The 25,398-nt window shown below is 67.8% G+C and carries 28 protein-coding genes and 1 pseudogene; 6 read left to right on the top strand and 23 right to left on the bottom strand.

All coding sequences use genetic code 11. The features are described 5' to 3' along the window. Nucleotides 1-18 precede the first annotated feature (18 nt). The 5 genes and pseudogenes from AB0F86_RS18860 to AB0F86_RS18880 form a co-directional block, all read right to left on the bottom strand. On the bottom strand, nucleotides 19-1,590 hold the full coding sequence (locus AB0F86_RS18860) for a bifunctional uroporphyrinogen-III C-methyltransferase/uroporphyrinogen-III synthase (protein ID WP_067641909.1): 1,572 nt from the start codon (nucleotides 1,588-1,590) through the stop codon (nucleotides 19-21). After that, a complete protein-coding gene (gene hemC, locus AB0F86_RS18865) occupies nucleotides 1,587-2,621 on the bottom strand; it encodes a hydroxymethylbilane synthase (RefSeq protein WP_067484929.1) in 1,035 nt (344 codons plus the stop codon). Before hemC ends, AB0F86_RS18860 begins: the two co-directional genes overlap by 4 nt. A gap of 58 nt (nucleotides 2,622-2,679) precedes the next feature. After that, a complete protein-coding gene (locus AB0F86_RS18870; RefSeq protein WP_225278506.1) occupies nucleotides 2,680-4,074 on the bottom strand; it encodes a glutamyl-tRNA reductase in 1,395 nt (464 codons plus the stop codon). A gap of 70 nt (nucleotides 4,075-4,144) precedes the next feature. Beyond that, nucleotides 4,145-5,015, bottom strand: a pseudogene (locus AB0F86_RS18875) (redox-sensing transcriptional repressor Rex). Nucleotides 5,016-5,221: 206 nt separating this feature from the next. Beyond that, entirely contained in the window at nucleotides 5,222-5,503 is a 282-nt protein-coding gene (locus AB0F86_RS18880) for a glutaredoxin family protein (protein ID WP_225278504.1), read from the bottom strand. A 183-nt stretch (nucleotides 5,504-5,686) separates the two neighbouring features. On the opposite strand from AB0F86_RS18880, the gene AB0F86_RS18885 reads away from it, so the two are divergent. Continuing rightward, entirely contained in the window at nucleotides 5,687-6,616 is a 930-nt protein-coding gene (locus tag AB0F86_RS18885) for an HAD-IB family hydrolase (RefSeq protein ID WP_225279203.1), read from the top strand. Here AB0F86_RS18885 and AB0F86_RS18890 read toward each other — a convergent pair whose 3' ends face one another. From AB0F86_RS18890 to AB0F86_RS18930, 9 genes are all read right to left on the bottom strand, one after another. Then, nucleotides 6,617-7,633 (bottom strand): lysophospholipid acyltransferase family protein, encoded by a 1,017-nt coding sequence (locus AB0F86_RS18890; protein ID WP_356985279.1) that lies wholly within the window; start codon nucleotides 7,631-7,633, stop codon nucleotides 6,617-6,619. It lies immediately after the preceding gene. After that, nucleotides 7,630-8,664, bottom strand: a complete 1,035-nt coding sequence (locus AB0F86_RS18895; RefSeq protein WP_225279202.1) for an NAD-dependent epimerase/dehydratase family protein — start codon at nucleotides 8,662-8,664, stop codon at nucleotides 7,630-7,632. The genes AB0F86_RS18890 and AB0F86_RS18895 overlap by 4 nt, the downstream gene beginning before the upstream one ends. Nucleotides 8,665-8,867: 203 nt before the next feature. Then, nucleotides 8,868-8,969, bottom strand: coding sequence for an AURKAIP1/COX24 domain-containing protein (locus tag AB0F86_RS18900; RefSeq protein WP_003402602.1), 102 nt, complete (start codon nucleotides 8,967-8,969; stop codon nucleotides 8,868-8,870). 189 nt (nucleotides 8,970-9,158) lie between these two features. Continuing rightward, complete coding sequence (locus AB0F86_RS18905) at nucleotides 9,159-9,422, bottom strand: helix-turn-helix domain-containing protein (protein WP_225278502.1); 264 nt, start codon at nucleotides 9,420-9,422, stop codon at nucleotides 9,159-9,161. Between the two features lie 162 nt (nucleotides 9,423-9,584). Further along, entirely contained in the window at nucleotides 9,585-10,403 is an 819-nt protein-coding gene (proC, locus tag AB0F86_RS18910) for a pyrroline-5-carboxylate reductase (protein ID WP_356985280.1), read from the bottom strand. A gap of 34 nt (nucleotides 10,404-10,437) precedes the next feature. Beyond that, nucleotides 10,438-11,301: a thioesterase family protein gene (locus tag AB0F86_RS18915; RefSeq protein ID WP_356985281.1), complete on the bottom strand. Its 864-nt coding sequence runs from the start codon at nucleotides 11,299-11,301 to the stop codon at nucleotides 10,438-10,440. Nucleotides 11,302-11,383: 82 nt separating this feature from the next. After that, a complete protein-coding gene (locus tag AB0F86_RS18920; protein WP_356985388.1) occupies nucleotides 11,384-12,241 on the bottom strand; it encodes a sugar phosphate isomerase/epimerase in 858 nt (285 codons plus the stop codon). Nucleotides 12,242-12,272: 31 nt separating this feature from the next. Further along, the gene (locus AB0F86_RS18925) at nucleotides 12,273-14,000 is read right to left on the bottom strand and encodes a hypothetical protein (protein WP_356985282.1); all 1,728 of its coding nucleotides are present in this window, start codon (nucleotides 13,998-14,000) and stop codon (nucleotides 12,273-12,275) included. Next, nucleotides 13,990-14,976 carry a Ppx/GppA phosphatase family protein gene (locus AB0F86_RS18930; RefSeq protein WP_225278498.1) on the bottom strand — a complete coding sequence of 329 codons (987 nt, stop codon included), beginning with the start codon at nucleotides 14,974-14,976 and terminating at the stop codon, nucleotides 13,990-13,992. The genes AB0F86_RS18925 and AB0F86_RS18930 overlap by 11 nt, the downstream gene beginning before the upstream one ends. Before the next feature lie 66 nt (nucleotides 14,977-15,042). On the opposite strand from AB0F86_RS18930, the gene AB0F86_RS18935 reads away from it, so the two are divergent. After that, nucleotides 15,043-15,906, top strand: a complete 864-nt coding sequence (locus AB0F86_RS18935; protein WP_225278497.1) for a hypothetical protein — start codon at nucleotides 15,043-15,045, stop codon at nucleotides 15,904-15,906. A 64-nt stretch (nucleotides 15,907-15,970) separates the two neighbouring features. Continuing rightward, nucleotides 15,971-16,300 carry a hypothetical protein gene (locus AB0F86_RS18940; protein ID WP_356985283.1) on the top strand — a complete coding sequence of 110 codons (330 nt, stop codon included), beginning with the start codon at nucleotides 15,971-15,973 and terminating at the stop codon, nucleotides 16,298-16,300. 48 nt (nucleotides 16,301-16,348) lie between these two features. On the opposite strand, the gene AB0F86_RS18945 is transcribed toward AB0F86_RS18940, so the two are convergent. The 3 genes from AB0F86_RS18945 to AB0F86_RS18955 all read right to left on the bottom strand — a co-directional run bounded on the left by AB0F86_RS18945 (nucleotide 16,349) and on the right by AB0F86_RS18955 (nucleotide 18,779). Further along, nucleotides 16,349-17,038, bottom strand: a complete 690-nt coding sequence (locus tag AB0F86_RS18945; protein ID WP_067484899.1) for a response regulator transcription factor — start codon at nucleotides 17,036-17,038, stop codon at nucleotides 16,349-16,351. Beyond that, nucleotides 17,035-18,273 (bottom strand): ATP-binding protein, encoded by a 1,239-nt coding sequence (locus tag AB0F86_RS18950; RefSeq protein ID WP_067484896.1) that lies wholly within the window; start codon nucleotides 18,271-18,273, stop codon nucleotides 17,035-17,037. The genes AB0F86_RS18945 and AB0F86_RS18950 overlap by 4 nt, the downstream gene beginning before the upstream one ends. 131 nt (nucleotides 18,274-18,404) lie before the next feature. Further along, complete coding sequence (locus AB0F86_RS18955) at nucleotides 18,405-18,779, bottom strand: helix-turn-helix domain-containing protein (RefSeq protein WP_356985284.1); 375 nt, start codon at nucleotides 18,777-18,779, stop codon at nucleotides 18,405-18,407. Between the two features lie 104 nt (nucleotides 18,780-18,883). On the opposite strand from AB0F86_RS18955, the gene AB0F86_RS18960 reads away from it, so the two are divergent. After that, nucleotides 18,884-19,567 carry an NAD(P)-binding domain-containing protein gene (locus AB0F86_RS18960; protein ID WP_356985285.1) on the top strand — a complete coding sequence of 228 codons (684 nt, stop codon included), beginning with the start codon at nucleotides 18,884-18,886 and terminating at the stop codon, nucleotides 19,565-19,567. 30 nt (nucleotides 19,568-19,597) lie between these two features. On the opposite strand, the gene AB0F86_RS18965 is transcribed toward AB0F86_RS18960, so the two are convergent. From AB0F86_RS18965 to AB0F86_RS18990, 6 genes are all read right to left on the bottom strand, one after another. Beyond that, nucleotides 19,598-20,353 (bottom strand): class I SAM-dependent methyltransferase, encoded by a 756-nt coding sequence (locus tag AB0F86_RS18965; protein WP_356985389.1) that lies wholly within the window; start codon nucleotides 20,351-20,353, stop codon nucleotides 19,598-19,600. 15 nt (nucleotides 20,354-20,368) lie between these two features. Then, entirely contained in the window at nucleotides 20,369-20,716 is a 348-nt protein-coding gene (locus AB0F86_RS18970) for a DoxX family protein (protein WP_356985286.1), read from the bottom strand. Nucleotides 20,717-20,873: 157 nt separating this feature from the next. Next, a complete protein-coding gene (locus AB0F86_RS18975) occupies nucleotides 20,874-21,578 on the bottom strand; it encodes a hypothetical protein (RefSeq protein ID WP_356985287.1) in 705 nt (234 codons plus the stop codon). After that, the gene (locus AB0F86_RS18980; RefSeq protein ID WP_356985288.1) at nucleotides 21,575-22,855 is read right to left on the bottom strand and encodes a hypothetical protein; all 1,281 of its coding nucleotides are present in this window, start codon (nucleotides 22,853-22,855) and stop codon (nucleotides 21,575-21,577) included. Before AB0F86_RS18980 ends, AB0F86_RS18975 begins: the two co-directional genes overlap by 4 nt. Before the next feature lie 2 nt (nucleotides 22,856-22,857). Further along, entirely contained in the window at nucleotides 22,858-23,490 is a 633-nt protein-coding gene (locus tag AB0F86_RS18985; protein ID WP_356985289.1) for a DUF3558 domain-containing protein, read from the bottom strand. Continuing rightward, a complete protein-coding gene (locus AB0F86_RS18990) occupies nucleotides 23,490-23,852 on the bottom strand; it encodes a hypothetical protein (RefSeq protein ID WP_356985290.1) in 363 nt (120 codons plus the stop codon). Before AB0F86_RS18990 ends, AB0F86_RS18985 begins: the two co-directional genes overlap by 1 nt. Nucleotides 23,853-24,041: 189 nt before the next feature. Between AB0F86_RS18990 and AB0F86_RS18995 the strand changes: the two genes are divergently transcribed. Beyond that, the gene (locus AB0F86_RS18995) at nucleotides 24,042-24,362 is read left to right on the top strand and encodes a hypothetical protein (protein WP_067641924.1); all 321 of its coding nucleotides are present in this window, start codon (nucleotides 24,042-24,044) and stop codon (nucleotides 24,360-24,362) included. A 1-nt stretch (nucleotide 24,363) separates the two neighbouring features. Next, entirely contained in the window at nucleotides 24,364-25,398 is a 1,035-nt protein-coding gene (locus AB0F86_RS19000; RefSeq protein ID WP_356985291.1) for a hypothetical protein, read from the top strand.

Consider the following 25,398-nt stretch of genomic DNA (forward strand, 5'->3'; position numbering starts at 1 on the left):
TCGGGGTATCTACGACGGCTAGCGGCTGCTGCTGCGGCGGCTCTTCTTACGCGGCGGCGGCAACAGGCCCTCGGCGCGCAGGCGCGACGCGTGCTCGGCCAGCGCCTCCACCAGGGGGCCGACCTGCGCGGTCTCAGGCTGCACGTCCACGCGCAGACCGAACTCGATCGCCGTCTCGGCGGTCTTCGGGCCGATACAGGCCACGATGGTCCGTGCGTGCGGCTTACCCGCGATACCGACGAGATTGCGGACCGTGGAGGACGAAGTGAACAGCACCGCGTCGAAACCGCCGGTCTTGATCATCTCGCGGGTCTCCGCAGGCGGCGGCGACGCACGCACCGTGCGGTAGGCGGTGACGTCGTCGATCTCCCAGCCGCGTTCGCGCAGGCCCTCGGCGAGGGTCTCGGTGGCGATGTCGGCGCGGGGCAGCAGCACCCGGTTCACCGGGTCGAACACGTCGTCGTAGGGCGGGAAGTCGGCGAGCAGGCCCTCCGAGGACTGTTCACCGCTCGGCACCAGTTCGGGGTTGATGCCGAAGGAGCGAACCTTCTCGGCGGTCGCCTCACCCACGCAGGCGATCTTCACACCGGAGAACGCCCGCGCGTCGAGACCGAACTCGGCGAACTTCTCCCACACGGCGCGCACCGCGTTGGTGGAGGTGAACACCACCCACTGGTAGCGGCCGTCGACCAAGCCCTTCACCGCGCGTTCCATCTGCGCGGGGCTGCGCGGCGGCTCGACCGCGATGGTCGGCACCTCCATCGGAATGGCGCCGTGGGTGACGAGCCGCTCGCTCATCTCACCGGCCTGATCCTTGGTGCGCGGCACGAGCACGGTCCAGCCGTACAGCGCCCGCGACTCCCACCACGACATCTTCGAGCGCTTCTCGACCTCTTTACCGACCGTGACGACCAGCGGGCCGACCAGCTCGGAAGCGGCATTGTTCAGCGAGGCGAGCGTCGCCTCGATGGTGCGCTGCTGACGGGTGGTGCCGCGCACGGTCACCGCCACCGGGGTCTGCGGCGCGAGCCCGTGCTCCACCAGCGCGCTCGCGGTCTCGGCCAGGTGGCCGGAAGTGGCGTGCAGCACCAGCGGACCGGGCGCGGCGGCCAGCGCGGCCCAATCCACTTCCCCACGCACATCGGCCTCGGTGTGTCCGGAGCCGAGCGCGATACCGGCGTAGCTCGGCACCGCCGAACCGTTGGGCAGACCGGGCAGCACCTCGAACACCATGTGCGAGCGGGTGACCGCGTTGACCTCGTTGATCACCGAATCGGTCGTCAGCGGGTCGCCGGTGACGATGCGGACCACGTCGTGGCCGTTGCGGGCCTCGGCGATCAGCGTCTTGGCCACCTCGGCGGGTTCGCCGAGCGCCGGACGCACGTCCACCGGACGTTCACCGTCCTCGCCCGGTTCCACGGCCACGCCGATGAGGGCGAGCACACCCTTGTCCACATCGGGATCGGTGAACGCCAGCGTCGCCCGCTCGAGCACCTCGCGGGCGCGCACAGTCAGCAGGGCCGGGTCGCCGGGGCCGGATCCGACGAAAAGGATCCGCCCGGGTTGCTTCTTGGTGGCTCGGCTGCTCATCGGTTGTTCTCCATCGGGCTGGAATTAGGGAAGTCTGTGGCGGGCGCGGGCTCATCGGCGACGCTCAGCAGGGCGCGGGCACCCAGGTCGAGCAGTTCGCGGGCCAGCGTGCGCCCGAGTTCGGCGGCATCCTCCGGCGCGCCGACTATCGAAGCCCGCAACACATCGGAACCGTCGATCGCGGCGGCGCAGGCACGCAGCGACAGTTCCTCGAAGATCCGGCCGTCCTCGTCGATCGACTCGACGACCTCGGCGAGCGCCCCGATCGGCGCGGTGCAACCGGCCTCCAGTTCGCCGAGCAGCGCCCGTTCGGCTTCCACCGCGTATCGGGTCGGCGCGTCGTCCAGACCGGACAGCACTTCGATCAGCTGCGGGTCGTCGCTGCGGCACTCCACCGCGAGCGCGCCCTGGGAAGGAGCGGGCAGCATCTGCACCGGCTCCAAAGATTCGGTGATGGCCTCGGTGCGCCCGATCCGGCACAGGCCGGCGCGGGCGATGACGATGGCGTCGAGCTCGCCCTCGCTCACCTTGCGCAGCCGGGAGTCGATGTTGCCGCGCAGCGGGAGGATGTCGAGACCCAGCCCGAGCGCACGCAACTGGGCGGCACGGCGCGGCGCGGAGGTGCCGACCTTCGCGCCCGCGGGCAGCTCACCGAGCACGAGTCCGTCGCGGGCGACCAGCGCGTCGCGCGGGTCCTCGCGGGGCGGGATCGCGGCGATGGTGAAACGCGGGTCCTGCGCGGTCGGCAGATCCTTGTACGAGTGCACAGCGATATCGATACCGCCGAGAGCGAGCTCGTCACGTAGTGCGGAGGTGAACACGCCGACGCCGATCTTCTGGACCGGGTCCGACGACAGGTCGCCGGGAGTTTTGATCACGACCAGTTCGGCGGGCTGGCCCGCCGCGATCAGGGCGTCGCGCACGGTGCCCGCCTGGGTCAGCGCCAACAGGCTGCCGCGCGTGCCGATCCGCCAGGGCGCACGAGTGCTTCCTGCGGTCACGGTGTCCTCTTCCTGCACTGTCGTGGTCATGATGTGCCCTTCTTCGCACGTCCGGGCTTCGTCTGGTTGTGTGTTACGGCGCGGGCGGTCATGCCGACTGCCCGTCGCCGAGGTGTCCCGCGGTGAAGTCGTCGGCCAGCGCGGACTCGGCCGCGGCGACCTCCATGGGCGCGGCAACCGCTTGCACCGCACCGGGTTTCAGCTCGAACAGCTCGCGCAGCGCCTCGGCGTAGCTGTCACCGCCCGGCGTGGACGCCAACTGCTTCACCCGCACCGTCGGCGCGTGCAGCAGCTTGTCGACGACGCGGCGCACGGTGCGCGCCACTTCGTCGCGAGCCGGATCGGCCAGGTCGGGCAGCCGCGAGTCGAGGCGGAGCAGCTCGGCCTCGACCACTTCGGCGGCACGCTGACGCAGCGCGGCCACCGTGGGGGTGACCTCGGCCATGCGTTGCCCGGCAAGGTATTTGGTGAGTTCGTCGGCGACGATCGCGCGGGCGGCGGCGGTGTCGTCGGCCGCGGCACCCGCGGCCGGATCGCGCTGCAGCGACTCGATGTCGATCACGACGACACCCGGCAGCCCGGCCACGGCGTGTTCCACGTCGCGGGGCAGGCCGAGGTCGCAGAACACCAGCGGTCGTTCGGCCGCACCGGTGTTCGCCCGGCCCGCGAGGGCCCGGTGAGTGTCGGCCAAGGTCACCACGGCCCCGACCGCGCCGGTACAGGTGATGACGACGTCGGCGCCGGCCATGGCGTCGATGAGCCCGCCCGTCTCCACCGCGACGGCATCGACACCGTGCATGGTCCGCCCGGTCTCCGCGAGCCGCTGCGCGCGATCGAGCGTGCGGTTCACCACCACGATGCGGCCGATGCCCGCCCGCGAAAGATGCGCAACGGCAAGGCCACCCATGGCACCCGCGCCGAGCACCACGGCGGTGCGCCCGGTGAGATCGCCGATCACGCCGCGCGCCCGGTCGAGCGCGACCGAAACCACGGAGGCACCGGCCCGGTCGATCCCGGTTTCGGCGTGCACCCGCTTGCCGACGCGCAACCCGTGCTGGGCCAGCTCGTGCAGGGTGCGGCCGACGGCCTGCTGGTTGTCGGCGCTGGCGTAGGCGCTGCGGATCTGGCTGAGCACCTGCTGTTCGCCGACGACCATCGAGTCGAGCCCGCTGGCCACCGCGAACAGGTGCTCGGCGGCGGCCTCGCTGTAGCGCACGTAGGCATGCCTGGTGAGGTCGGCGAAGGCCATCCCGGAGTGTTCGGTGAGCAGCTCGCCCACCACGTCGAGGCCACCGTGGAAGGCGTCGACCACCGCGTACACCTCCACCCGGTTGCAGGTGGAGACGATCATCGCCTCGGACACGTGACTCGACTCGAGCAACCGGTCGACCAGTTTGGGCCGGTCGGCCTCGCTGACAGCCACCTTCTCCAGCACCGAAACGGGGGCACTGCGATGGGAGATCCCGACAAGCAGAATGCTCATGACTGCACCTCGCCCGGTTCGGTCACGCGCGCACGCGCGCCTGCCTGTTGGTTCGCTCGCTGACGCTCGCTCATGGGGTGATCACCGATCCCTGGGTGCTTGGCTGGCGTTGCCGCATGCGGGTTGGCCGAATGCGGCGCGGTGCGACGCGGCGGCCTGCCGCGCGCCGGTTCGACCGGCGCGGGGTGATTGAGGGCGGGATGGTTCTGCGGCGGCACCCGCCGCGCGACCCGACCTGAGCTCGCGTGGGCGACCTCGGGCAGCGGCGGCGCGTCGTTGCGGGCGGCGTCGAAGGACAGCATCTGCAGTTCCATCGCCAGATCCACCCGGCGGATCTGCACGTGCGCGGGCGCGCGCAGCTCGCACGGGGCGAAACTCAGGATCGAGAGCACCCCGGCGTCGACGAGCCGGTCGCACACGTCCTGCGCGGCTTCGTCGGGGACCGCGAGCAGCGCGATCGTGGGGGCGAGAGCGGGAATCTGGGCGACGAGCAGCTCGACGTCGCGCACGACGAGACCGGCGTACGACTGACCGATCACCGCCGGGTCGTTGTCGAAGATGCCGACCACGGTGAAGCCGCGTACCCCGAAACCGCCATAGCCGACCAGGGCGCGGCCGAGGTTGCCCGCGCCGATCAGCACCACCCGATGTCCCTGCGACAGACCGAGCACGTCTTCGATCCTGGTGCGCAACTTGGCTACGTCATAGCCGACACCCCGCACACCGTTGGGTCCGAGGAAGGAAAGATCCTTGCGCAGCTTCGCCGAATTGACACCCGCCGCGACAGCCAGTTCCTCACTCGATACGATGGCAACACCGGAGTCGGCCATGCCGGCCAGAACTCGGAGATAGGTAGCAAGACGAGTCACCGTGGCCTGCGGGATATCCCGCGCGAGAGCCTTGCCGGAGGCGCCTGTCGGCGTCTCGTGCTGCTCTGTCACGTCGTCGGCTCCTCGTTCCGGGCCTGATCGCGGTCCGGTACCTGTCGTTGCTTCACCGGTTGTGGGCCGCTGCGTCTCGAGGCAGCGACCGGTGCCATGGGGGGCGTACAAACCCGATCACCACCGCTGCTGAAGGCGGCGGTGCGGATTGCGTGCCACCACCGTAACCGCTTGTGCAGGCGTTCACAAAGTCGGTGAATTTGGCCTCATTTTCGCTCGCGACCAGCGAAACGGCTCAGATCGGCCCGCAAACGTGGCTCGTCGACGTCGAAATAGCTGTGTTCACGGCCGTCCAACAGCACAACGGGGAGCCGATCACCGTATTCGGCACGCAATGCCGGGTCGGTTGCCGCCGCTTCATCGACATCCACGGTCTGTACCGGGAGACCGAAATCACCACAGATGGTCTCCAACTGGGCGAGTGCGATGCTGCACATTCCGCAACCGGCGCGCGTCAACAGGGTCACGGTTGGTGTGGGATTCGTCATGGCTCTTATTTAATCCCCGGGCTCGCCACGGCATGTCGGCGAATCCGGTTACTGTGGACATGTTCGCGCGACTAGCGGAGGGTACTGGTGCCGGAACGTTCGAAGGTGACTAGGGCCGGATTCGTCGCAGGGCGATTCGGCGAGTTCCCTGCGCGGTGGCAGCCCAGCCGCCTCGGCCAGGAACTGCAGGAACAGTTCGCGCGGCTGCCGCGCAGCCCGTTCGGGCCGAGCGAGGAGGAGCTGCGCGCGAATCTGGCCGGTGAGGCCAGTGCCGATGCCGCCCTCACCCTGCACGATGCCGAACTGGCCGAACAGGGCACCGACGCCGGCCCCGAGGTGCCGCGCGACCTCACCGCCGCCGCGTTCTTCGATGTCGACAACACCCTCGTGCAGGGCGCCTCGATCGTGCATTTCGCGCGTGGCCTGGCGGCCCGCAAGTATTTCAAGACCTCCGATCTGGTCGATGTCGCCTGGAAACAGGTGAAATTCCGGGTCACCGGCAAGGAGAACTCCTCCGATATGGCCTCGGGCCGGGAGAAGGCGCTCAGCTTCATCGCCGGTCGGCCCACCGCCGAGCTGGCGATGCTCGGTGAGGAGATCTACGACGAGATCATCGCCGACAAGATCTGGCCGGGCACCCGTGCGCTCGCGCAGATGCATCTGGACGCGGGTCAGCAGGTGTGGCTGGTGACCGCGACCCCGGTGGAGCTGGCGAATGTGATCGCCAAGCGGCTCGGCCTCACCGGTGCGCTCGGCACCGTCGCCGAGAGTGTCGACGGCAAGTTCACCGGTCGCCTGGTCGGCGACATCCTGCACGGCCTCGGCAAGGCCCACGCCGTGCGCACCCTCGCGATTCGTGAGGGCCTGAATCTCAAGCGGTGCACCGCGTACTCCGACAGCCACAACGACGTGCCCATGCTGTCGCTGGTCGGCACGGCCGTGGCCATCAACCCCGACTCGGATCTGCGTGAGGTGGCCAAAAACCGGGGCTGGGAGATTCGCGACTTCCGCACCGGGCGCAAGGCCGCCAAGATCGGCGTACCGACCGCGCTCGCGCTCGGCGCGGCGGGCGGTGCGGTCGCGGCGGCGGTCGCCCGCCACCGCGAGAAATAGCTAGCCGAGAACCGGGTTCCTGCGCTTGGCCAGCAGCTTGTACAGGGTCTGCTGGATGGTTTCGCGCACCTGGTCGGTGACCTCGAACATCGTCATCGGGTCGTCGGCTTCCTCGGGTTCGAAGGCGGTGGTCGCGATCGGCTCACCGAACTCGATGTACCACTTCGACGGCACGGGGACGGCACCGAGCAGACCGAAGTGCGGGAACAACGGGGTCACCGGGAAGTACGGCAGGCCGAGGAGACGGGCCAGCGGCTTGATGTCGGCCAGCTTCGGGTAGATCTCCTCGGAGCCGACGATCGACACCGGGATGATCGGCACACCGGTGCGCACCGCCGCCGACACGAATCCACCGCGACCGAAACGCTGCAGCTTGTACCGGTCGGCGTAGTTCTTGCCGACACCCTTGAAGCCCTCGGGGAACACCCCGGCGATGTGCCCGGAGCGCAGCAGCCGTTCGGCATCGGGGTGGCAGGCGAGGGTGTGCCCGGCCTTGCGGGCGAGCGCACCGAAGACGGGCAGCTCGAACACCAGGTCGGCGGCCAGCAGGCGCAGCGCGCGGTGGGCGGGGTGCTTGTCGTGCACGGCCAGCTGCAGCATGAGCCCGTCGAGCGGAACCGTGCCCGCGTGGTTGGCGACGAGCAGCGCGCCGCCGGTGGCGGGAATGTTCTCGATCCCGGAAACCTCCACCCGGAACCAATATTCCGACAGCGGCCGCAGGGCGGGCAGGATCACCGATTCGAGCAGGTGCTTGTCGTAGCCGAATTCGTCGATCTGGTAGTCACCGGTGAGCCTGCGCCGCGCGAATTCCGCGGTGCTCTCGATCTGCTTGCCGAGTGCGTCGCGCAGGGTTTCCGTCAGCGACTTCGGCGGCCGCGTCGGCATGCCCGGCCGATGATCGCTCAGGGCGGTGACGGGGGTGGGTTGAACCGGAACCTCCGGTTTACGCCGGGACGACGGCCGGTGTCGGGTCTCGACATTCACGTCGAGACGAATGACTTTCGCTCCTTCGTTCATGTGTGCGCTCCTGAACCGGCCCCGATGAGGCCGAGCAGTTTGTGTTCCGCGGCGTCGATCCATGCCGGATCGAAGACGGGCCGCAACGCTGCGCCCGCGATGAAGTCGTCGAATGCCTGGACCGTCGTCCAGCGCGGGGTGAATCCGAGTTCGGTTCGCATGCGGGTGGTGTCGAGACCGCAACCGAAGTAGAAGTAGTCGGGTTGTTCCCCGCTGAAACCGCGCATGACCGGGCCCATCAGGCTCCGGCCGACGGTGCGGAAAACAAAGAGAGGTACCGGGGCGGCGATCCGCCCGGCCCGGCGGATGGCCTGCGACATCGCCAGCGCACCGTCTCCGGCCACATTGACGGTACCACCGTGGGCACGCGAGGCGGCGTGTACGAGTACCGCCACCGCGTCCTCCTCGTGCAGCAACTGCATCCGGGCTTCGCGCCCGAGCACGGTCGGGGTGATCGGCGACCGCAGATATTGCACGCCACTGTCGGCCAGCCGTGGACCGACGATGGGAGCGAGCCGCAGAATCGACGCCGACATATCGGGCCTGCGCCGCGCCATCGCGCGCACGAGCGCCTCGATATCGATCATGTCGCGGGCGAACCAACCGGCCGGTGGCGTGCGCGCACCCATTTCCTCGGTGAATTTCGCCGGATCCTTGGCGCTGCAGCCGTAAACGGCCGACGACGAACGCACCACCACACTCCGAACCGATTGCGCCTTCTGGCACACCGCGAGCAGCTGCATGGACCCGAGCACATTCAGGTCTTTCATCACCGCGCGACCGCCGCGCGCCGGTGGACGGGTGAGCAGGGCCGCGTGGACGACCGTATCGACGTTGTTGTTCTCGACGACCTTGCGGATCAGCGGATTCCTGATGTCGGCACGCACGAATTCGGTACGGCCCAGGCGACGGCGCACCTCGCGACCGGGCGGCATGGTGTCCACCGCGATGACCCGTTCGACACCGGGATCGGCGGCGAACCGGGACGCGATCTTGCTACCGAAGTAGCGGCTGGCACCGGTCACCAGCACGACTTTCGGTTCATGACGTTCCCGCGTATCGGAACCCGGACCTGACCCCACTCAAAGCCCCCTGCTTCTCATGATTTCCGCGTACCAGAGTAGCCGCATTCGCGCCACCCGCCGACACGATCTGGCAGCTTTTAACAAGGCCGACCCGTAATCGCGAGAGCCCGTCACCTCGAAAGGTGACGGGCTCTCGCGGGCACGCAGGCTTACTTGCCGAGTTTGCGCCGCTGAACACGTGTGCGGCGAAGCAGCTTGCGGTGCTTCTTCTTCGACATACGCTTGCGGCGCTTCTTGATCACAGAACCCATAGGGTTTCCTCGCGTTCTCTCTACTCGGCATGCACACGCGGTGTCGCGTGCGTCGTCTGGTGCCCGCGCCGCCGGGGCGCACCGGACACCACGAAGCGGTGCCCCGGCAGGCGGACACGAACCGATTGTCCATGCTACCGGGACACCAGAGCAGCGACGAAACCGCCCTTTCAACCTGGCCGGGCTATCTCATCCGGCGTCGAAGTACGACGTCTCCAGGTAGTCGTGCACCGCCTTCGCGTGCACCCGGAACGAGCGTCCGACCCGCACCGCGGGCAGTTCACCCGAGTGCACGAGCCGGTACACCGTCATCTTCGACACCCGCATGAGATCGGCGACTTCGGCGACGGTGAGAAACTGTGTGCCACCGCCGATCACCGGTTGCGGAGTGGCACCGACTCGTGGAGCGGGTGACCCCGATCCACCGCCGGACGCCGGTGAATTACTGGACATTCTGTTCGCAGACATCATGGCACCATTGACCTCCGGCACGTCCGCGCCGCCGGCTTCCCCACCGGCGGAACAGACACGCACGTGCTTCTACGAGCTTAGCGGTGCCAGTGGGATTACTGCGACGGGTGTGAGAAATCGGTTATCACGCCGGGCGACCGCGCGTCATTCGCTGGACGCGCCCTGTTCCACGGATCGACGCTTGGCGGCCTGCAATGCCTCCATGAAAGTGGAGCGAATCGCACCGCGTTCGAGTTCGCGCAATGCCGCGGCCGTCGTGCCGCCGGGCGAGGTGACCGCCGCGCGCAGATCGACGGCGTTCTGCCCGCTCTCGTCGATGAGCGCGGCCGAGCCGATCATGGTCTGCACGACCAGTTCGGTGGCGACCTCGCGGGTGAGGCCGAGGCCCACACCGGCGTCGATCATGGCCTCGACGACGAGGAAGAAATACGCCGGACCCGACCCGGAGACCGCGGTGACGGCGTCCATCTGCGTCTCCGGCACCGTGACGACCTTGCCGACGGCCTCGAGCATCTCCCCGACCACTTCGAGCTGCTCGGGCTTGGCGTAGCGGCCGGGCGACAGCACGGACATGCCCTGACCGACCAGCATCGGGGTGTTGGACATGACCCGCACCACGGCGAAGCCGGCCGGTAGCTTCGACTCCAGGTGACCGGTGGTGATGCCCGCGGCCAGCGAGACAAGTACCTGATCGCTGCCGCTGTCGAGGTCGGCCTTGGACAGGTCGGCGAGTACCGAGTCGACCACGTTCGGCTTCACCGCGATGACGACGATGTCGGCGCCCACGACGGCGTCGGCGGTCGACCCGGTGACCCGCACCTTGAACCGCTCGGCGAGCTGGGCGGCCCGTGGGGCGAGGGTCTCGACGACGACCAGATCCTTGGGCGCCCGACCGGCTTCCAGCAATCCGGCGACCAGCGCCTCACCGATCCGCCCACCACCGACAACAGCAATTCTCGTCATGCGGCCAAGGTTAGTGGTGGTGCGGCCGCGATTGTTACTTGGCGGGGATCAGTGCCAGTTGGCGGCTCTGGGCGACCACCGCACCGGTGGAGTCGAGGACCAGTTGGTCCTCGTCGAACATGCGCTCGCCGACTTCGCGGGAAGTGGCGATGACGCGCAGCCAGCCGGGCGCCGGGACACGGCGCAGGTAGGTGGTCATCTGGACCGTCGGCGACCAGCCGAAGTGCCCGAGGTTCATCGGCACCGGCGGGCTCATGTCGGCAGCCATCATCGCGAAGGCGGCGCGGACCAGGGGGTCGGCTTCGTCGCCGTCGAAGGGGCGGATCCACAGTCGCAGCCGGGGATCACCGGTCTCACCGCGCAGGAATTCGCCCCAGGTGGGGTCGAGCAGGACATGCGCGCCCTGGCTCACGTGCACGATCTTGCCCATCGGCGAGTCCGGGGTGTAGCGGAGCGCGGCGTCGGTGGGTTCGGCGGGCATGTCGCTGTCGGGGCCGCTCCAGCGGGTGGCGGTGGCGTCGAGGTGGCCGAAGGTGAACGCGGTGCGCACCAGGGTGCGGTCGTTCTGGATCAGCTCAGCGTCGACCAAGCAGATCTGGCGGCCCTTCTTGCGGATGTGCACCGCGTACTCGACCTTGCCGGGATCCGGGGCGCCGAGGAAGTCGGAGCTGGCCGCGATGGGCGCCATGCGGGCGTAGGAGGCATCCGCCTCGGTGAGCCATCGCGTCGCCGCGGCGGCGCTGGCGGCCACCATGGTGCCGCCGTGCACCTTGGGGCCGATGGTCCAGGTGGGGTCGATGACACCGGCGTAGCGGCCGGTTTCGGCATCGGTGGTGGTGAGCTCGGTCAGGTCGATGACCTGACTGAACGGCGCGTCGGTCGCGAGTTCTCGCGTCATCGTCACTCCTGGTCGCGGTGCACTTTCGTACAGCGTACAAGCATGGTGCGGCTAGGCATATTCCCGAATTCGCCGCGATGGTTTACGGCAGGTCGGCGTGGCGGGGCTGCGGGTCGGGCGTGGCACCGGTGAGGTGACGGCGCGCGAATTCGAGCGTGCGCGCCAGCAGGGCCGAACGGGCGGCCGTGGTCCGCGCGTTCTGGGTGTTGATCTCGGCGACGGCGTGACCTCGAAAACCCGTGTGCACCAGGTGCTCACACAGTTGCGCGCACGGCTGGGTGCCGTCGCCGGGGACCAGGTGCTCGTCGTGGGCGGCGCCGCGGCCGTCGGCCAGGTGCAGATGCACCAGGCCCTCGCCCATCCGCCGGGCCAGCTCGAGCGCGTCGGTACCCGCCGTCGCGGTGTGCGACAGGTCGAGGGTGTAGTGGTCGAAACCGGTATCGGTCGGGTCATAGGACGGGCTGAACGCGCTCACCGCGCGCCCTGGCCCCGCGCGACGTTCCAGCCTGCGCACCGCACCCTCACGGAACAGGGTGTCGGCCCGCATCGGGAACATGTTCTCCACCGCCACCTTCACCGGGTGGTGCGCCTCGAGCTCACCGACCTGCTCGGCGAACCCCCTGGCGTAGCGGCGCTGCCAGCGGAACGGCGGATGCACGACCACGGTGTCGGCACCGAGCGCCTCGGCCGCGCGCACACTGCGTTCCAGCTTCGCCACGGGGTCGGCGCCCCAGACCCGTTGGGAGATCAGCAGACACGGCGCGTGCACCGCGAGCACCCGGACGCCGTAGCGCTTGGCATAGGACTGCACGGTGTCGATGTTCTGACTGGCCGGTTCGGCCCACACCATCAATTCGATTCCGTCGTAACCCAATTCGGCGGCATAGCGGAACGCCGCCTGGGTGTTCTCCGGATAAACCGACGCCGTCGACAGCCCGATCTCGATGTTCCCCACGGCCCACTCCCTGTATTCAGCTGGTACTGAGGAGGAAGGCTAGCGGTCCGAGCGTCACGAAGACGCCGACGATGACGGCGATCACCGTGCTGAAGATGTCGTCGGTGCGGCGCAGCACCCGGACCAGCGCGACCAGACCGAGGATCACCACCATCGCCAGCGCCAGCGCCACCCAGGGCAGCGTCTCCCACATCGTCTCGAAACCCTTGAACAGCAACATGCCCGCAACGGCCGCACCGAAGCTCTGCGCACCGAGCATCATCCATTCGCGGCGATGATCGTCGGCGGGCGCCTTGGCCGTGAATCGGGAGATCCGGCCACCCGAGGCCGACCGGTTGCGCGACGACGCGACCCGGCTCTTGGCACGGGATCTCGCGCGACCCGCCACCTTGGCCGCGGCGGCCTTGGTCGCGGCGCGCCTGCTCGCCCGGCTCGGTTTCGGCTCGGGCTCGTAGTCGTCGTCCTCGTACTCGTCGTAGTCGCCGTAGTCGGTGTCGGAGTAGTCGTTGTCGGCGTAATCGCGGTCGGTGTAGTCGGATTCGGCGTAGTCGTCGGTCGCCGGTTCCACGCCGCCGAGGCGATACACCTCGGTGCGCGCGTCGGCGGTGGCGTCGATCTCGGCGCGCTGACGCAGCAGATCGCCGGCCACCGAGTCACCGGCGAGCAGCGGCTGTTCCTGGCTGATCGGCGACCAGGCCGCCGTCGGGAGACCGCCGCTTTCGGGCGCCTGATCCTGCGCGGGGCGGTGCCTGCGGGCCGACCACGACGGCAGACCGCCGCCCTTGCCCGCATCACGTCTGCGCTCGAGCGACGGGCGCGGGTCGGCGGGGGCCTCGGGTGCGGGGCTGTAGGCCTGCGTCGGCTGCGGGTAACCGTTCGGCGCCGGATATCCGCCGTCCCTGCCGTTGAAAGCCTGCGGCTCGTAGGCGGGCGGTTCGTAGGGTGTCGGCTCGACGCTCGGATGGTTCTCGAATCCGAGATCCGGGAAGGCGTTGAAGCCGGGGGTCTGGCCGGGACGACCCATGAACGCGCGGGGCGCGTCGATCCCCGACTCGTGCAGCGAGGCCGCGTACCCGCTCGCGGCGGGCGGTTCGGCGGCTTCCTCCGCTGCCTCGGCGGCGCGGCGGCGCGCGGCGCGGCCACCGGTGACGGGTGGTGCGGTCGGTGCGGGCGGTTCCGGGTACTGGGGTTCGTCGTCGGCCTTGCGGCGACGGCCACCGCCGACGGCGGGCAACGCACCGGAGCCGAACATCTCGGCGATACCGGGGTCGACGGGTTGCGCCGTCCCGCCGGGCACACCGAGCCTGCCGTTCTGGCGGGTGTCGCGGGCTTCGGCACGGAAGGGGCCGAACGGATCGGAGCCGGACCGGGACGCGGTGGGCGCGAGGGGGTCCGCGGTCGGATCGAGGCGGGTGATCGGGCCGGAGATCGGTGAGTACGCCGGTTCGGCGGGGCCGGGCGGCGGATACGGCGCGGGCTGTTGGCTCGCGGGCGGTTCGTAGCTCGGCGGTTCGTAGCTGGGTGGTTCGTAGCTGGGCGGTTCGGGCGGTGTCTCGGTGGGCGCGGCGTGTGAGCGGCCACCCGTCCGGACCACCGCGTTCTCACCGGTCAGGTCGGTGACCGAGACCCCACGACCGCTGCGGCGCCGCCTGCCGCCACCGGAGGACGGCGGCGACCCGCCCTGCGCACCGTTGCGCGCGAGCAGTTCGGCTACCGAGAGCTGTTTGGAATCCTCACCACTCATGCTGTCTCCCTACCGGTTCCACCGGCGGCATCGCCACCGGGCCACCCCCGTTGGGTTCGGTATCGAGTTTGCGCAGGATCAGCCCTTCGCGCAGCGCCCAAGGACAGATCTCGATGCTGTCGAGCGATAACGCCCGCATACTCGCCTCCGCGACCAAAGCCCCGGCCACCAATTGCTGGGACCGGTCCGAACTCACACCTTCCAGTTCCGCGCGATCCGATGCGGTCATCCGGGAGATGAACGCGATCAGCTGGCGCAGACCGGAGCTGGTCAGTGTACGGCGCACCCGTGGGCCCGCGGCCGAGGGTGCCGCTCCCGTGAGCCTGGCCAGCGAACGGAACGTCTTCGACGTGCCGACGGCGAGGTCGGGTTTGCCCGCTTCGATCAGGGTTTTGGAGGGGACGACGAGTTCGGCCTCCAGCCAGTCGCGCAGGACCGCGATCTTGCGCTTGCCCGGCGGATCGTCGCGTAACCACTCCCTGGTCAACCTGCCCGCGCCGAGCTGCAGCGACAGGGCTACATCGGGCTCCTCGTCGCCGCCGTTGGACATCTCCAGCGAACCGCCGCCGATGTCGAGGTTGAGGATGCGCCCGGCGCTCCAGCCGAACCAGCGGCGCACCGCGAGGAACGTCAGCCGCGCCTCGTCCTCGCCCGAGAGGACCCGCAGATCGACCCCCGTGCTCGCCCGCACCCGGGTGAGCACTTCCTCGGAATTGGTGGCCTCACGCAGGGCCGATGTGGCGAACGGCATCAGTTCCACGCACTTGGCCTTGCGGGCCAGATCGGCGAATTCGGCGATGGTCGTGATGAGCCGCGCCTCGCCCGCCTCGGTGATCCGCCCGTCGCCGTCCATGTTCTCCGACAGGCGCAATGCCGCCTTCGACGAGCTCATGGGCATCGGGTGTCCACCACGATGCGCGTCCACCACCAGCAGGTGAACGGTATTGCTTCCGACATCGAGAACACCTAGCCGCACTCCGAATACGGTACTTGGTGATCCGGGAGTACAGGGCAGGCGACTGAACTGTTAGCGTCAGAACTTGTGACCGAAGGCGAAGGCCCCATCGCGCAGACCGGGCTCCGACCTGGGCGGAAGATCGATCCGGCCCCGGAAGTCGAGCTGGATTTCCCGCGCGAGTGGATCGAGTTCACCGACCCAGCAAACGACGAGCACCAGATCGTCGCCGACCTCACGTGGCTGCTGTCGCGCTGGTCGTGCGTGTTCGGCACCCCCGCCTGCCAGGGGATCATCGCCGAACGCCCCGACGACGGGTGCTGTTCGCACGGCGCGTTCCTCGCCGACAAGGACGACCGCAAGCGCCTCGCGGGTGCTGTGAAACAGCTCACACCGCAGGACTGGCAGCTGATGGGCGAGGCCACCGAGAACGGCAAAGTCGTCAAGAAGGGTTACCTCGAGCTCGACGAACTCGAGGACGAACCCGCCCTGCGCACCCGCCGTTTCGACGGTGCCTGCATCTTCCTCAACCGCCCCGGATTCGCCGCGGGCGCCGGCTGCGCGCTGCACATCATGGCTGTACGCAAGGGCATCGAACCGCTCGAGGTGAAGCCGGACGTGTGCTGGCAGCTGCCGATCCGGCGCACACAGGACTGGGTGGAGCGCCCCGACGGCGAGCAGATCCTGCGCACCGTCGTCACCGAGTACGACCGCCGCGGCTGGGGCCCCGGCGGCCTCGACCTCGACTGGTATTGCACCGGCTCCCCCGACGCCCACGTCGGCGCGAAACCGGTCTGGCAGTCCTACGCTCCCGAACTGCGCGAACTCCTGGGGGCCCCCGCCTACGAGGAACTGGCCAAGCTGTGCCGCCGCCGCGAGGGCCTCGGCCTGATCGCGGTGCACCCCGCCACGGTCGAAGCCGAACGCCTGCACGGCCCGCATCCCGCCTGAGCCGAGGGTCCGGTTCACCTGCCCGCAATCGCCGCGTCATCGAGGTCGGGTTGGATCGCTGCTCATGTCCAAGAAAGCGCTCTACCTCGCGACCCTGACGATCGGCGCCACCCTGTCCATGACCGGGCTCGCCCACGCCGAGCCGAACGGTGACCCGGCGAAGTACGCCGACTTCACCTCGAGCTTCGTGAGTTACACCGACCCCGCGGCCATCGACGCCGCGAAGAACGGCAAGTACATCATCGCCAGCACCCAGGGCACCTCGACCACCATCGCCTGCCGCGGCAACGGCGCCGACGTGGAGATCTACGACTGCATGCAGGAAGACGCCTACGGCTGGGTTCCGTTGAAGAAGATGGACACCCCGCTGGGCGTCGTCTGGAGCGCTATCTGACACGCACGACGAAACCCGGCATCGCCTCGGATGCCGGGTTCTCGTCGGTCAGGCCTCGAGCTTGTAACCCAACCCGCGCACGGTCACCAGGTGTTCCGGCTTCGCCGGGTCGGCCTCGATCTTCGAGCGCAACCGCTTCACATGCACATCGAGGGTCTTGGTGTCGCCCACGTAGTCCGCGCCCCACACTCGGTCGATCAGCTGCCCACGGGTCAGCACGCGGCCCGAGTTGCGCAGCAGGTATTCGAGGAGGTCGAACTCCTTCAGGGGCAGCGTGACCTGTCCGCCGTTGACGTGCACCGTGTGCCGGTCCACATCCATGCGCACCGGCCCGGCCTCGAGCACACCGTTCTCGCTGCCGGAGTCGAGTTCGTCGCCCGCACCGCGACGCAGCACCGCACGAATGCGGGCGATGAGCTCGCGCGCCGAGTACGGCTTGGTGACGTAGTCGTCGGCGCCGAGCTCGAGGCCGACCACCTTGTCGATCTCGCTGTCGCGCGCGGTCACCATGATGACCGGCACGCCGCTGCGGGTCCGCAGCTGTTTGCACACGTCGGTGCCGCTCATGCCGGGGAGCATGAGGTCGAGCAGGACGATATCGGCGCCGGAGCGGTCGAATTCGGCCAGCGCGGACGGCCCGTCACCGGCGATGGTGACGTCGAAGCCTTCCTTGCGCAGCAGGAACGCCAGCGGATCGGCCAGCGACTCCTCGTCTTCGACGATCAACACACTCGTCATCTGCGTGCCTCCACACCGTTCGTTCGTCCAGCGGGATTGCGCTGGGCGATGGTTTCTCTCGTGGCGAGCTCGGGCGTCTGGCCCGCGTCCTCGTCCCCATCGGTTTCCAGATGGGCGGGGATGCGCAGGGTGAACGTCGAGCCGGTGCCCAGTTTGCTCCACAGGGTGATCTCACCGTTGTGGTTGGCCGCCACGTGTTTGACGATGGCCAGGCCGAGCCCGGTACCGCCGGTCGATCGGGAGCGGGCCTTGTCGGAGCGGAAGAACCGCTCGAACACCCGTTCCTGGTCTTCTTTCGCGATGCCGATGCCACGGTCGGTGACGGCCATCGCGACGTGATCGCCGCGCAGCGACCGGCTCACCGACACGTGCGACCCCTGCGGCGAGTACGCGATGGCGTTCTCCACCAGGTTCGACAGCGCGGTGACCAGCAGCGTTTCGTCGCCGAGCACTTCCAGCCCGCTCGGCCGGTCGGTGCTCACGGTGATGCCCGCGGCTTCGGCGGCGGTGCGCGAGCGGTCGACGGCCTGCTGCACCACCGTGTCGACATCGACAACGGCCAGGTCGGGCAGTTTCTCCGCCCCCTGCAACCGCGACAGCGCGATCAGTTCGGTGACCATCTTCCCGAGGCGCCGGGATTCGGCCAGCACGCGGGACCCGAAGTGCCGAACGGCGTCGGGGTCGTCGGCGGATTCGAGCATGGCCTCGGCGAGCAGGCTCATCGCGCCGACCGGCGTCTTGAGCTCATGGCTGACGTTGGCGACGAAATCGCGCCTGGTCGCCTCCATGCGCGCCTGTTCGGAGTCGTCGTCGGCGAACAGCACGACGAAACTGGTCTCCTCGCGCGAGAGCTTGCGTGCGATGCCGCGCACCGCGATCCGTCCGCGACCGGGTAGCGGGTTCTTCGCGGTGAGGTCGAACTCGGCGGATTCACCGGTGGCGAGGACTTTCTCGACCGCCGACCAGGCGCGTTCGTCGAGGAGCCGGTTGCGGACCAGGCCGAGTTCCTCGGCACGCGGGTTGACCAGCACCACATCGCGGTATTCGTCGACCACGGCGATGCCGCTCTCGGAGGCGAGCACGATGAGGTCGAGCACCTGCGACATGGTGAGCCCGGTGTCCTCCTGGGTCCGTGCCGCCTGCCTGGCATTGACGTAGGGGATCAGCAGGCCCCCGACTGCCAGTCCGACGACAGCCGCGAGGACTGCCAACAGCACGGCCTGCGGAACGCTCACGTTATTGATCGTACGAGTGCACACCGACTTACCGGCGCCGGGTGGGGTGAAGTTTCGCGCAGGTCACGGGCACTTGGGGTGGTGTTCGTCCGCCGTTCACCCAGCGGGCACCCAGTGGGCCGCCGGGCGTGTCAAACGTCGATTTCGCCGTAGAGCGCGGCGCTCACGTCGGCCCCGTGCGCGTCGACCCATGCGCCCAGCGCATGAATCGGCACGAGCAGATCGCGACCGGATTCGGTGAGTTCGTATTCCACCCGTGGCGGCGCTTCGGCGTACCGACGCCTGCGTACGAGCGTCATCCGCTCCATCCGCCGCAGGGTCTGCGTCAGCATCTTCCGGCTGATGCCGCCGATGCCCGCGAGAAGTTCGCTGTGACGTTGCGGACCATCCCTGAGCATGTACACCACCACCGGCAACCACCGGTTGCCGAAGAGATCGACGCCGAGCCTGGCCGGACAGTCGGCCTCGAATTCGCCGTAGGGAGCGAATCGGATCGGCTCAGTCATGTGTTCAGTTTGGCAGCGTCGTGAGGCACCCGGAGGTGCCTATCGCAATCCCTAGCGTCTGTTGTGCCGGTGCCGCTCGGCATCGACGGATCACGGGAGTTGTCATGCGAATCGGAATCATCGGGGCAGGGTCGATGGCGGCCGCGCTCGGCGGCGGTTGGGCCGGTGTCGGCCACGAGTTGCTCATCGGCGCCCGCTCGGCACCCTCGGCACGCGAGCTCGCCGACACCATCAACGCCGGCACCGAACCCAGACACCGGGTCGGTGCGGCCACGATCGCCGAGGCGATCGACTTCGCGGAGGTGGTGCTGCTCGCGGTTCCGGCAGCCGCGCTCACCGAACTGCTCGACGACCACGGCGAGCGGTTGGCCGACCGTGTCGTCATCGATTGCACGAATTCGTTCCAGCCCGACGAGTCGGCGCCCGACGGCGCGACCGCCTTCGTCCTCGGCGAACCGGCGGTAGCCGAGCGGATCGCATCCCGCGCCACGCGTGCCCGAGTGGTCAAGGCCTTCAATCTGCTCGCCGCCGAGGTGTGGGCGGGCGAGGACCGCGTCTTCGACGGTGTTCGACTGGCAGTCCCGTTCTGCGGCGACGACGAGACAGCGATGCGAATCGTTGCGGATCTCGCGGAAGACCTTGCGCTGCGCCCCTTCCCCGCAGGTGGCCTGCATCGCGCCAGGTACCTCGAGGCAACAGCGGTCTTCACGGTCGGTCTCTGGTTCGCCGGACTGGACGCCCGCGCCGCCTTACCTCCGCTGACTGCCGCTTTCGCCGTCGCCGATTGACGAACGGCCTGTCGCCCACCCGGATCGTTGTCAGGGTTTGGTCGCCTCGACCAGGGTGCGGCTGGAGTGTGCGATGAAGGGTCCTTCCCGCCGGATCTGTTCGTGCAGTTCGCGAAGCCGGTCGCGGTAGGTCTCGACCGTGAATCCGGGGACCATCCAGATCACTTTGCGCAGGAAGTAGACGACGGCACCGATGTCGTCGAATTCCATGCGGAGACGTTCGGTGCGCTGGTCGACGATCCGCAGTCCGGCCGCGCGGGCGGCGGCGGCTTCGTCATCGGGATGGCGCGCCCGGCGAGCCTGCGGTTGCGGCCCGAGGAAGTATTCGACCAGTTCGAACGCACTCGCGGGCCCGACGTGCTGAGCCAGGTAAGTACCACCCGGTCGCAGCACGCGGGCGATCTCGTCCCACCACACGGTGGCAGGATGGCGCGCGGTGACCAGATCGAAAGCGTTGTCGGCGAATGGAAGTGGCGGCTCGTCCGGTGTGGCGACAACGACGACGCCCCGCGGGTGGAGCAGCGCGGTGGCCGCGGCGACGTTCGGCGGCCACGATTCGGTGGCGACCATGGTCGGCGGAAACCGGTCGATCCCGGCCAGTACTTCCCCACCGCCGGTCTGGATATCCAACGCGGCGGTCACGGTCGCCAGCCGAGCACCGAGCAACCGCTGATACCCCCAGGACGGACGTTCCTCGCTCGCCCGGCCCTCCAGCCAGGAGAAGTCCCACCCGGCCACCGACACCGAGTCCGCTTCCTCGATCAACTCCTCGAATGTCCGCATGATCCTCACCCTGCCAGGTCAGGCGGCGAACCCGAGCCCCAACGCCACCGCGACAGGCACCAGATACAACACCGGAAACGCCACCGTCTTGTACGACCGCGCCCGCAACACCGTCACCACAGCACCGGTGAAATAGAGGATCAGCCCTACGGCCGCGACCACCCCGACCACCGGCACCCACAACCCCACCACCAACCCGATCGCCCCCGCCGCCTTCGCCGCCCCCAACGGCATCCACCAGCTCTCCGGCACCCCGTAGTCCACCAACGGATCGACGACAAACGCAGCCCGCCGCAACAACGAGAATGCCGAGAACCCGACCCACAAGGCGGCAACAACGGTAACGACGACGTAGGCAGTTTCCATGACTCGACTCCTTGCCCTGCCGCGCTTTTCGCGGCGTTCACAGAGTCGACGACACAGCAACAGACAATGTGACATCGCCGCATTGCAGGCGAGACAACGGTTGTACCGAGAGGCACGACGCTGTCACCGCCCTGACCGACGATATTTCCGCCCTGTCTCAGCCGGTATGCACACCGATCGAGGCAGCAGCCTCGATCGCGTCGATCACACGCTGCTTGCCGGCCGGTTCGATGTGCAGGTCCTGGTACCGGCGGTAAGAGAGATAACGGCCGTCATCGAACACGTCGAGCCAGGTGAGGTAGGAGGTGGGACCAGGCCGGCTGGACTGCAATCCGGTTCTGATTTCGATCCGGCCACCGGCCGCCCGTTTCGCCTCGGTGAGCCGATGCATGCGGGCAGCGATGGAATCCGGTGGGCGCTGCCAGGATTCGAAATGTGTGGCCAGCCGGTCGACATCCTCGACCAGATGGCCGACCTGTCCAGCGGGCTGGTCACCGAGGAAGGCGGCGAACGCACGGTTGACCAGACCCGCACTACCGGAGAAGACCTCGACGCTGTGGTCTTCGTACTGGCGGATCACCACCCCTCGATCTCCCGTCCGCGCACCGTAGGCGCGCAGTCGGGGACCGGTTTCACTGAAGAGCGCCAGTGCAGTCTCGGGCCGTGCGGCATGCCGGAGTACCGCGCTCAGGTCCAGATCGGCACCGACGGGCCAGCGTTGCGCGGCGGCCGCGGCAAGCTGCTCGTACGCGCTTTCCGTCGCGGCGGCCGAATATACGGTGAGCGGGAACGGATAACGATCGTCGCCCGTCTCCCGCAACCACACATGCGCGAATTCGTCAGGGGTGAACAGCCAGCTCATGCGTTTCCGGACTCCTGTTCCGGCAGGCGGGTCGCCGGGGCGTCGGCGCCGATGGCCTGGGGCACCGCATGCTGCTCGTCACCCAGCAGTTCGGGTTGAACACCACGCAGGTAGTCGGGCGCTTTGTGCTCGTCCTCGTCGTCCTTACCGCCGCCACGCGCGCCCGGCGCACCCATCATGCCCGGGCCCATCCCGCGTCCACTCGATCCCGCCGCACCCGAAGAACCTGCGGCGCCGGGGTTTTGGCCGGCTACTACCGGGCCGCGACCAGCCAAGGCACCACCCGGTGCCGGTGTGCCACTACCCGGCGTCGAACCGCCCGGTGACCCACCTCCTGGCGAACCGCCACCCGGTGAACTACCGCCTGGCGACCCGGTACCCGGCGAACCAGCGCCAGGGGTCGTCGCGGAGGGCGTGGTCGAGGACGGGTCGGTACTCGCCGGATTGGTGGTGCTGTTCTGCCCTTGCGAGTCGTCGGTACCGCTGCTGTCGTCGTCATCGGTACCGGCACTGGATGTTTCGTCGTCCGTGGTCGTGCCGGGCTGATTCGGGTCCTCGGTGGTCGCGGTGTCACCCGCATCGCCCGGGCCGGTGCCACCGCCACCACCATTGTTCGATCCGCCACCGCCGGAGCCAGGATCACCCGTTCCGTCGCCCGGCTGGCTCGGCGCAACGAAGGCGGGCACGGATTCACCAGCCGGACCATAGGTCGGCTTGTAGGTCGAATTCATCGCCGCGATCGCCTGCAACCGCCGGTCTTCCTTCTCCCGCTCCACAGTGCCAGCCTCAGCCGGAACAGCCAGTTCGGTCAGCGACACAGGGATCGTCGACCCGACACCTGCGCCAGCCTCCTTCGTAATCGGCGGTGGCACAGCTACTTTCACAGCCTCTGCACCGTAAGCCGCGGCCTTCACCCGATGTCCGACCACCGACAGCACCGTATACACGTCGGTGGCCTCGGTGATGAACCGTCGTCCCGCCGCTTCTCCCGCCGAAGCGAACTGCCCCTCCAAACTCGCGGTCGCCCGCGCCGTTGAAATCATCAACGCGGTCACCGCACCCGAGATCTCCGCGAACATATTGACCCAACTGTCGCCGAGTTGCTGCATCTTCCCCGGCTCCATCGCCTGCACGCCGTTGAAGATATCTTCGTGCGAAAGATTTTCGTACACTTCGAATTCCGAAATGTACTTCGGATCAACGCCACCGTGACTCAGCGATTGCTGCTGCTCCTCCGCGCCCAGCTGCTGTTGCGTCCCACCCGCCGAAACAGCCATCGTCAGTTCTCCTTACCGATGGAGTTCTCCACTACCGAAGCGATTTCCATGATGTTGGTGCAGGGGTCGAGGTTCTGCTTCTTGCCCAGGCTTAGCACCAGCGATCCGACAATGACGACACCGGCCTTGGTCTCGACATGCACTTGGCACGCGTCTTCGCCTCCCGGCTGGTTACGCACCAGTCCTGCTCGGCGTCCATTCACGGTCGTTGCCTCGAGCCAAGCACCGTTCTTCTGGAGATTCTCGTCCCAAGTGATGTTGCCGGAGTCCACATTCAGCGACATCGTGTTGTCCACATTGCGGAAAATGCATGTCAAGAATGTGTATTCGGCAACCAGATCCGGGCCTCGCCGTCGCGACTCGGATCGAAAGCCTGTGGACTCGATTTCGGTTGCACCGATCCACGTGCAGGGGTCGAAGACCACCTTCGGCCGACCCGACGTCTGCGTGTACTTGTTGTCTTGTGCCGGGGGCTGCAGCTTTGCGTCGGTCATCGTTGGTCGCGAGTGTGGCGTCGAACCAACCGAACCGTCGTGTTCTGCAGTCTCCGGAACCGCAGTACCGCTCGACGAACTACACGCCGACCCGGCCAAGGCAAACAGGACGCAAGCCCCAATTAATGCTGATTTCACCATTATGCCCGCTCAGCTATCGCTCTCATCGCATCCGAATTGAGCTGGTCCATCTCGGCGAGCGCTCCGGCAGCCTGGAGGTATCCCTCCGCCATCCCTCGCGCTGCGGTCGCCATCTCTCCGAGAACTTTCTTTGCCTCGCCCGCTTTGTCAGAGAAACCCTTCTGCAGCTGCCCAGCGGACGCCAGCGACCCAAAACCGGTGACGCCGCGCATAACCTCGGCATCCTCGGTCCATCGGTCACACATCGCCGCGAACCGCAGGTAGCTGGCTGCCACCTCCCGAGCAGCATCCGGCTCCATCCGCAACTGCCCCGACGACGAAGCGTTCCACAACTGCGCCGCAGCTTCCCCACCGATCGCCATAGATTCCCTCCCCACATCCGGCCGGTCGCACGCAGTCTAACGCCCGCCCAGGCTATCCGACATCATGGCGATCCCCACCGTTCGTCACCGCGGCTCGAGACCCGGCAGAGAATCCGGATGGAACCATCTGCTGTTACTTTGCGTCCAAGAGGTGTGTGAAGGTTCTGCAGAAAACGGGGGAGGCGGTTCATGGCGCTCGAAGTCAGTCCTGACAGCTTGCGGCAGGCCGCCGCAGCCCTCGCCCTCCTCCCCAACGACATCGAGAATGCGAAGAAGCTGGGGGCGGCGCCGGTGGCCGCAGCGCTCAGGGGCTCAGCGGTCGGCTCTGCTCTCGGTGGCTCCGACTCCCGGAGCAAGACGGCGAAAGATGTGCTGAAGGCACGATTCAACCACCTGTCGGGCCTGATGGCCCTGTCGGCGAACAAATACGAGGGCACCGATGCGGATGCGGCACGGCGCTTGGCCGCAGTTGCCGACTTGAACTCCGGCAACGCCCACGAGGGGAAGTGACGTGGCCCCACCTGCTGACGTCCTCACCTGGGATCTTTCACACCTGCCTGCTTTGGCGACCAGCGCGGGCGAAATCGCCGACGCCATCGTGGCGGCGGCCGGCACCATGCACAACACGATCCACAACGGCTTGATCTGGAAGGGCGATGCCAAAACAGCCGCCGAAGACAAAGCCGACGAGGAACAGACCCAGATGCGCGCTATCGCGGTCGCCTACGACGACCTGGGGGCCGCATGCAACGGCGCCTATCAGGCCATGAATCAACCTCTGGCCGACATCAAAACCATCTACCAGAACTACGTTATCGGGAAGGTGTCGGTCACCGATGACTGGAGCGTTCACGGAGTCGACGACTGGAACTCCGAAGCGGGTATCCAGTTGGCCCGGCTACCTGGCCTTGCGTCAGCCCTGATGACCGCCGATGCCACGTGGGGCCAGAAGATCGCTGATGCGAACAGCGAGCTCGATCGAATGGCGCCCGCGTCGGCATTGACCGCTACCGCTGCAGCGATCACCGCGATCAAGAACGAAGATCCTTCGGCCATCCCCGACTCCATCGCCACATCCCCCGCATCGCATTGGGCACCGGACAAAGAAGCGATGACCGCTGCCGCAATAGCGGGTGCCATGACCGACGGCACTCGAATGGGACTCGAATCCGCGGCCAAAGATGCCGCCGACAAGGGCGTTCTCAAGTGGGTTGAGAACTGGGGCAAACTCGATGACGCCGGAAAGTACACCACGGGGCTGAGCAGACTCGGGATCGTCGGAAACGTCATAGGAACTGTCCCCGCGATTGCCAACGACATCAACGGTGGCATGAATCCAACCGAGGCGATTGTGAGCGAAAGCGCGGGTACAGCGGTGGGCATGGCAGCGGGTTCCGCCGCCGGCGTTTGGGCGGGCGGGGCCACCGGGGCGGCATTAGGCTCCGTCGTGCCGGGAGCAGGGACTGCTGTGGGCTTCGTAGTCGGGGCAGGCGTGGGCGCAGGGATGGCGTATCTGACGTCCAAATCTATCCAGTGGATCTGGTGA

This window comes from Nocardia sp. NPDC023733 (genome assembly GCF_040639775.1).
Classification (GTDB): domain Bacteria; phylum Actinomycetota; class Actinomycetes; order Mycobacteriales; family Mycobacteriaceae; genus Nocardia; species Nocardia rosealba.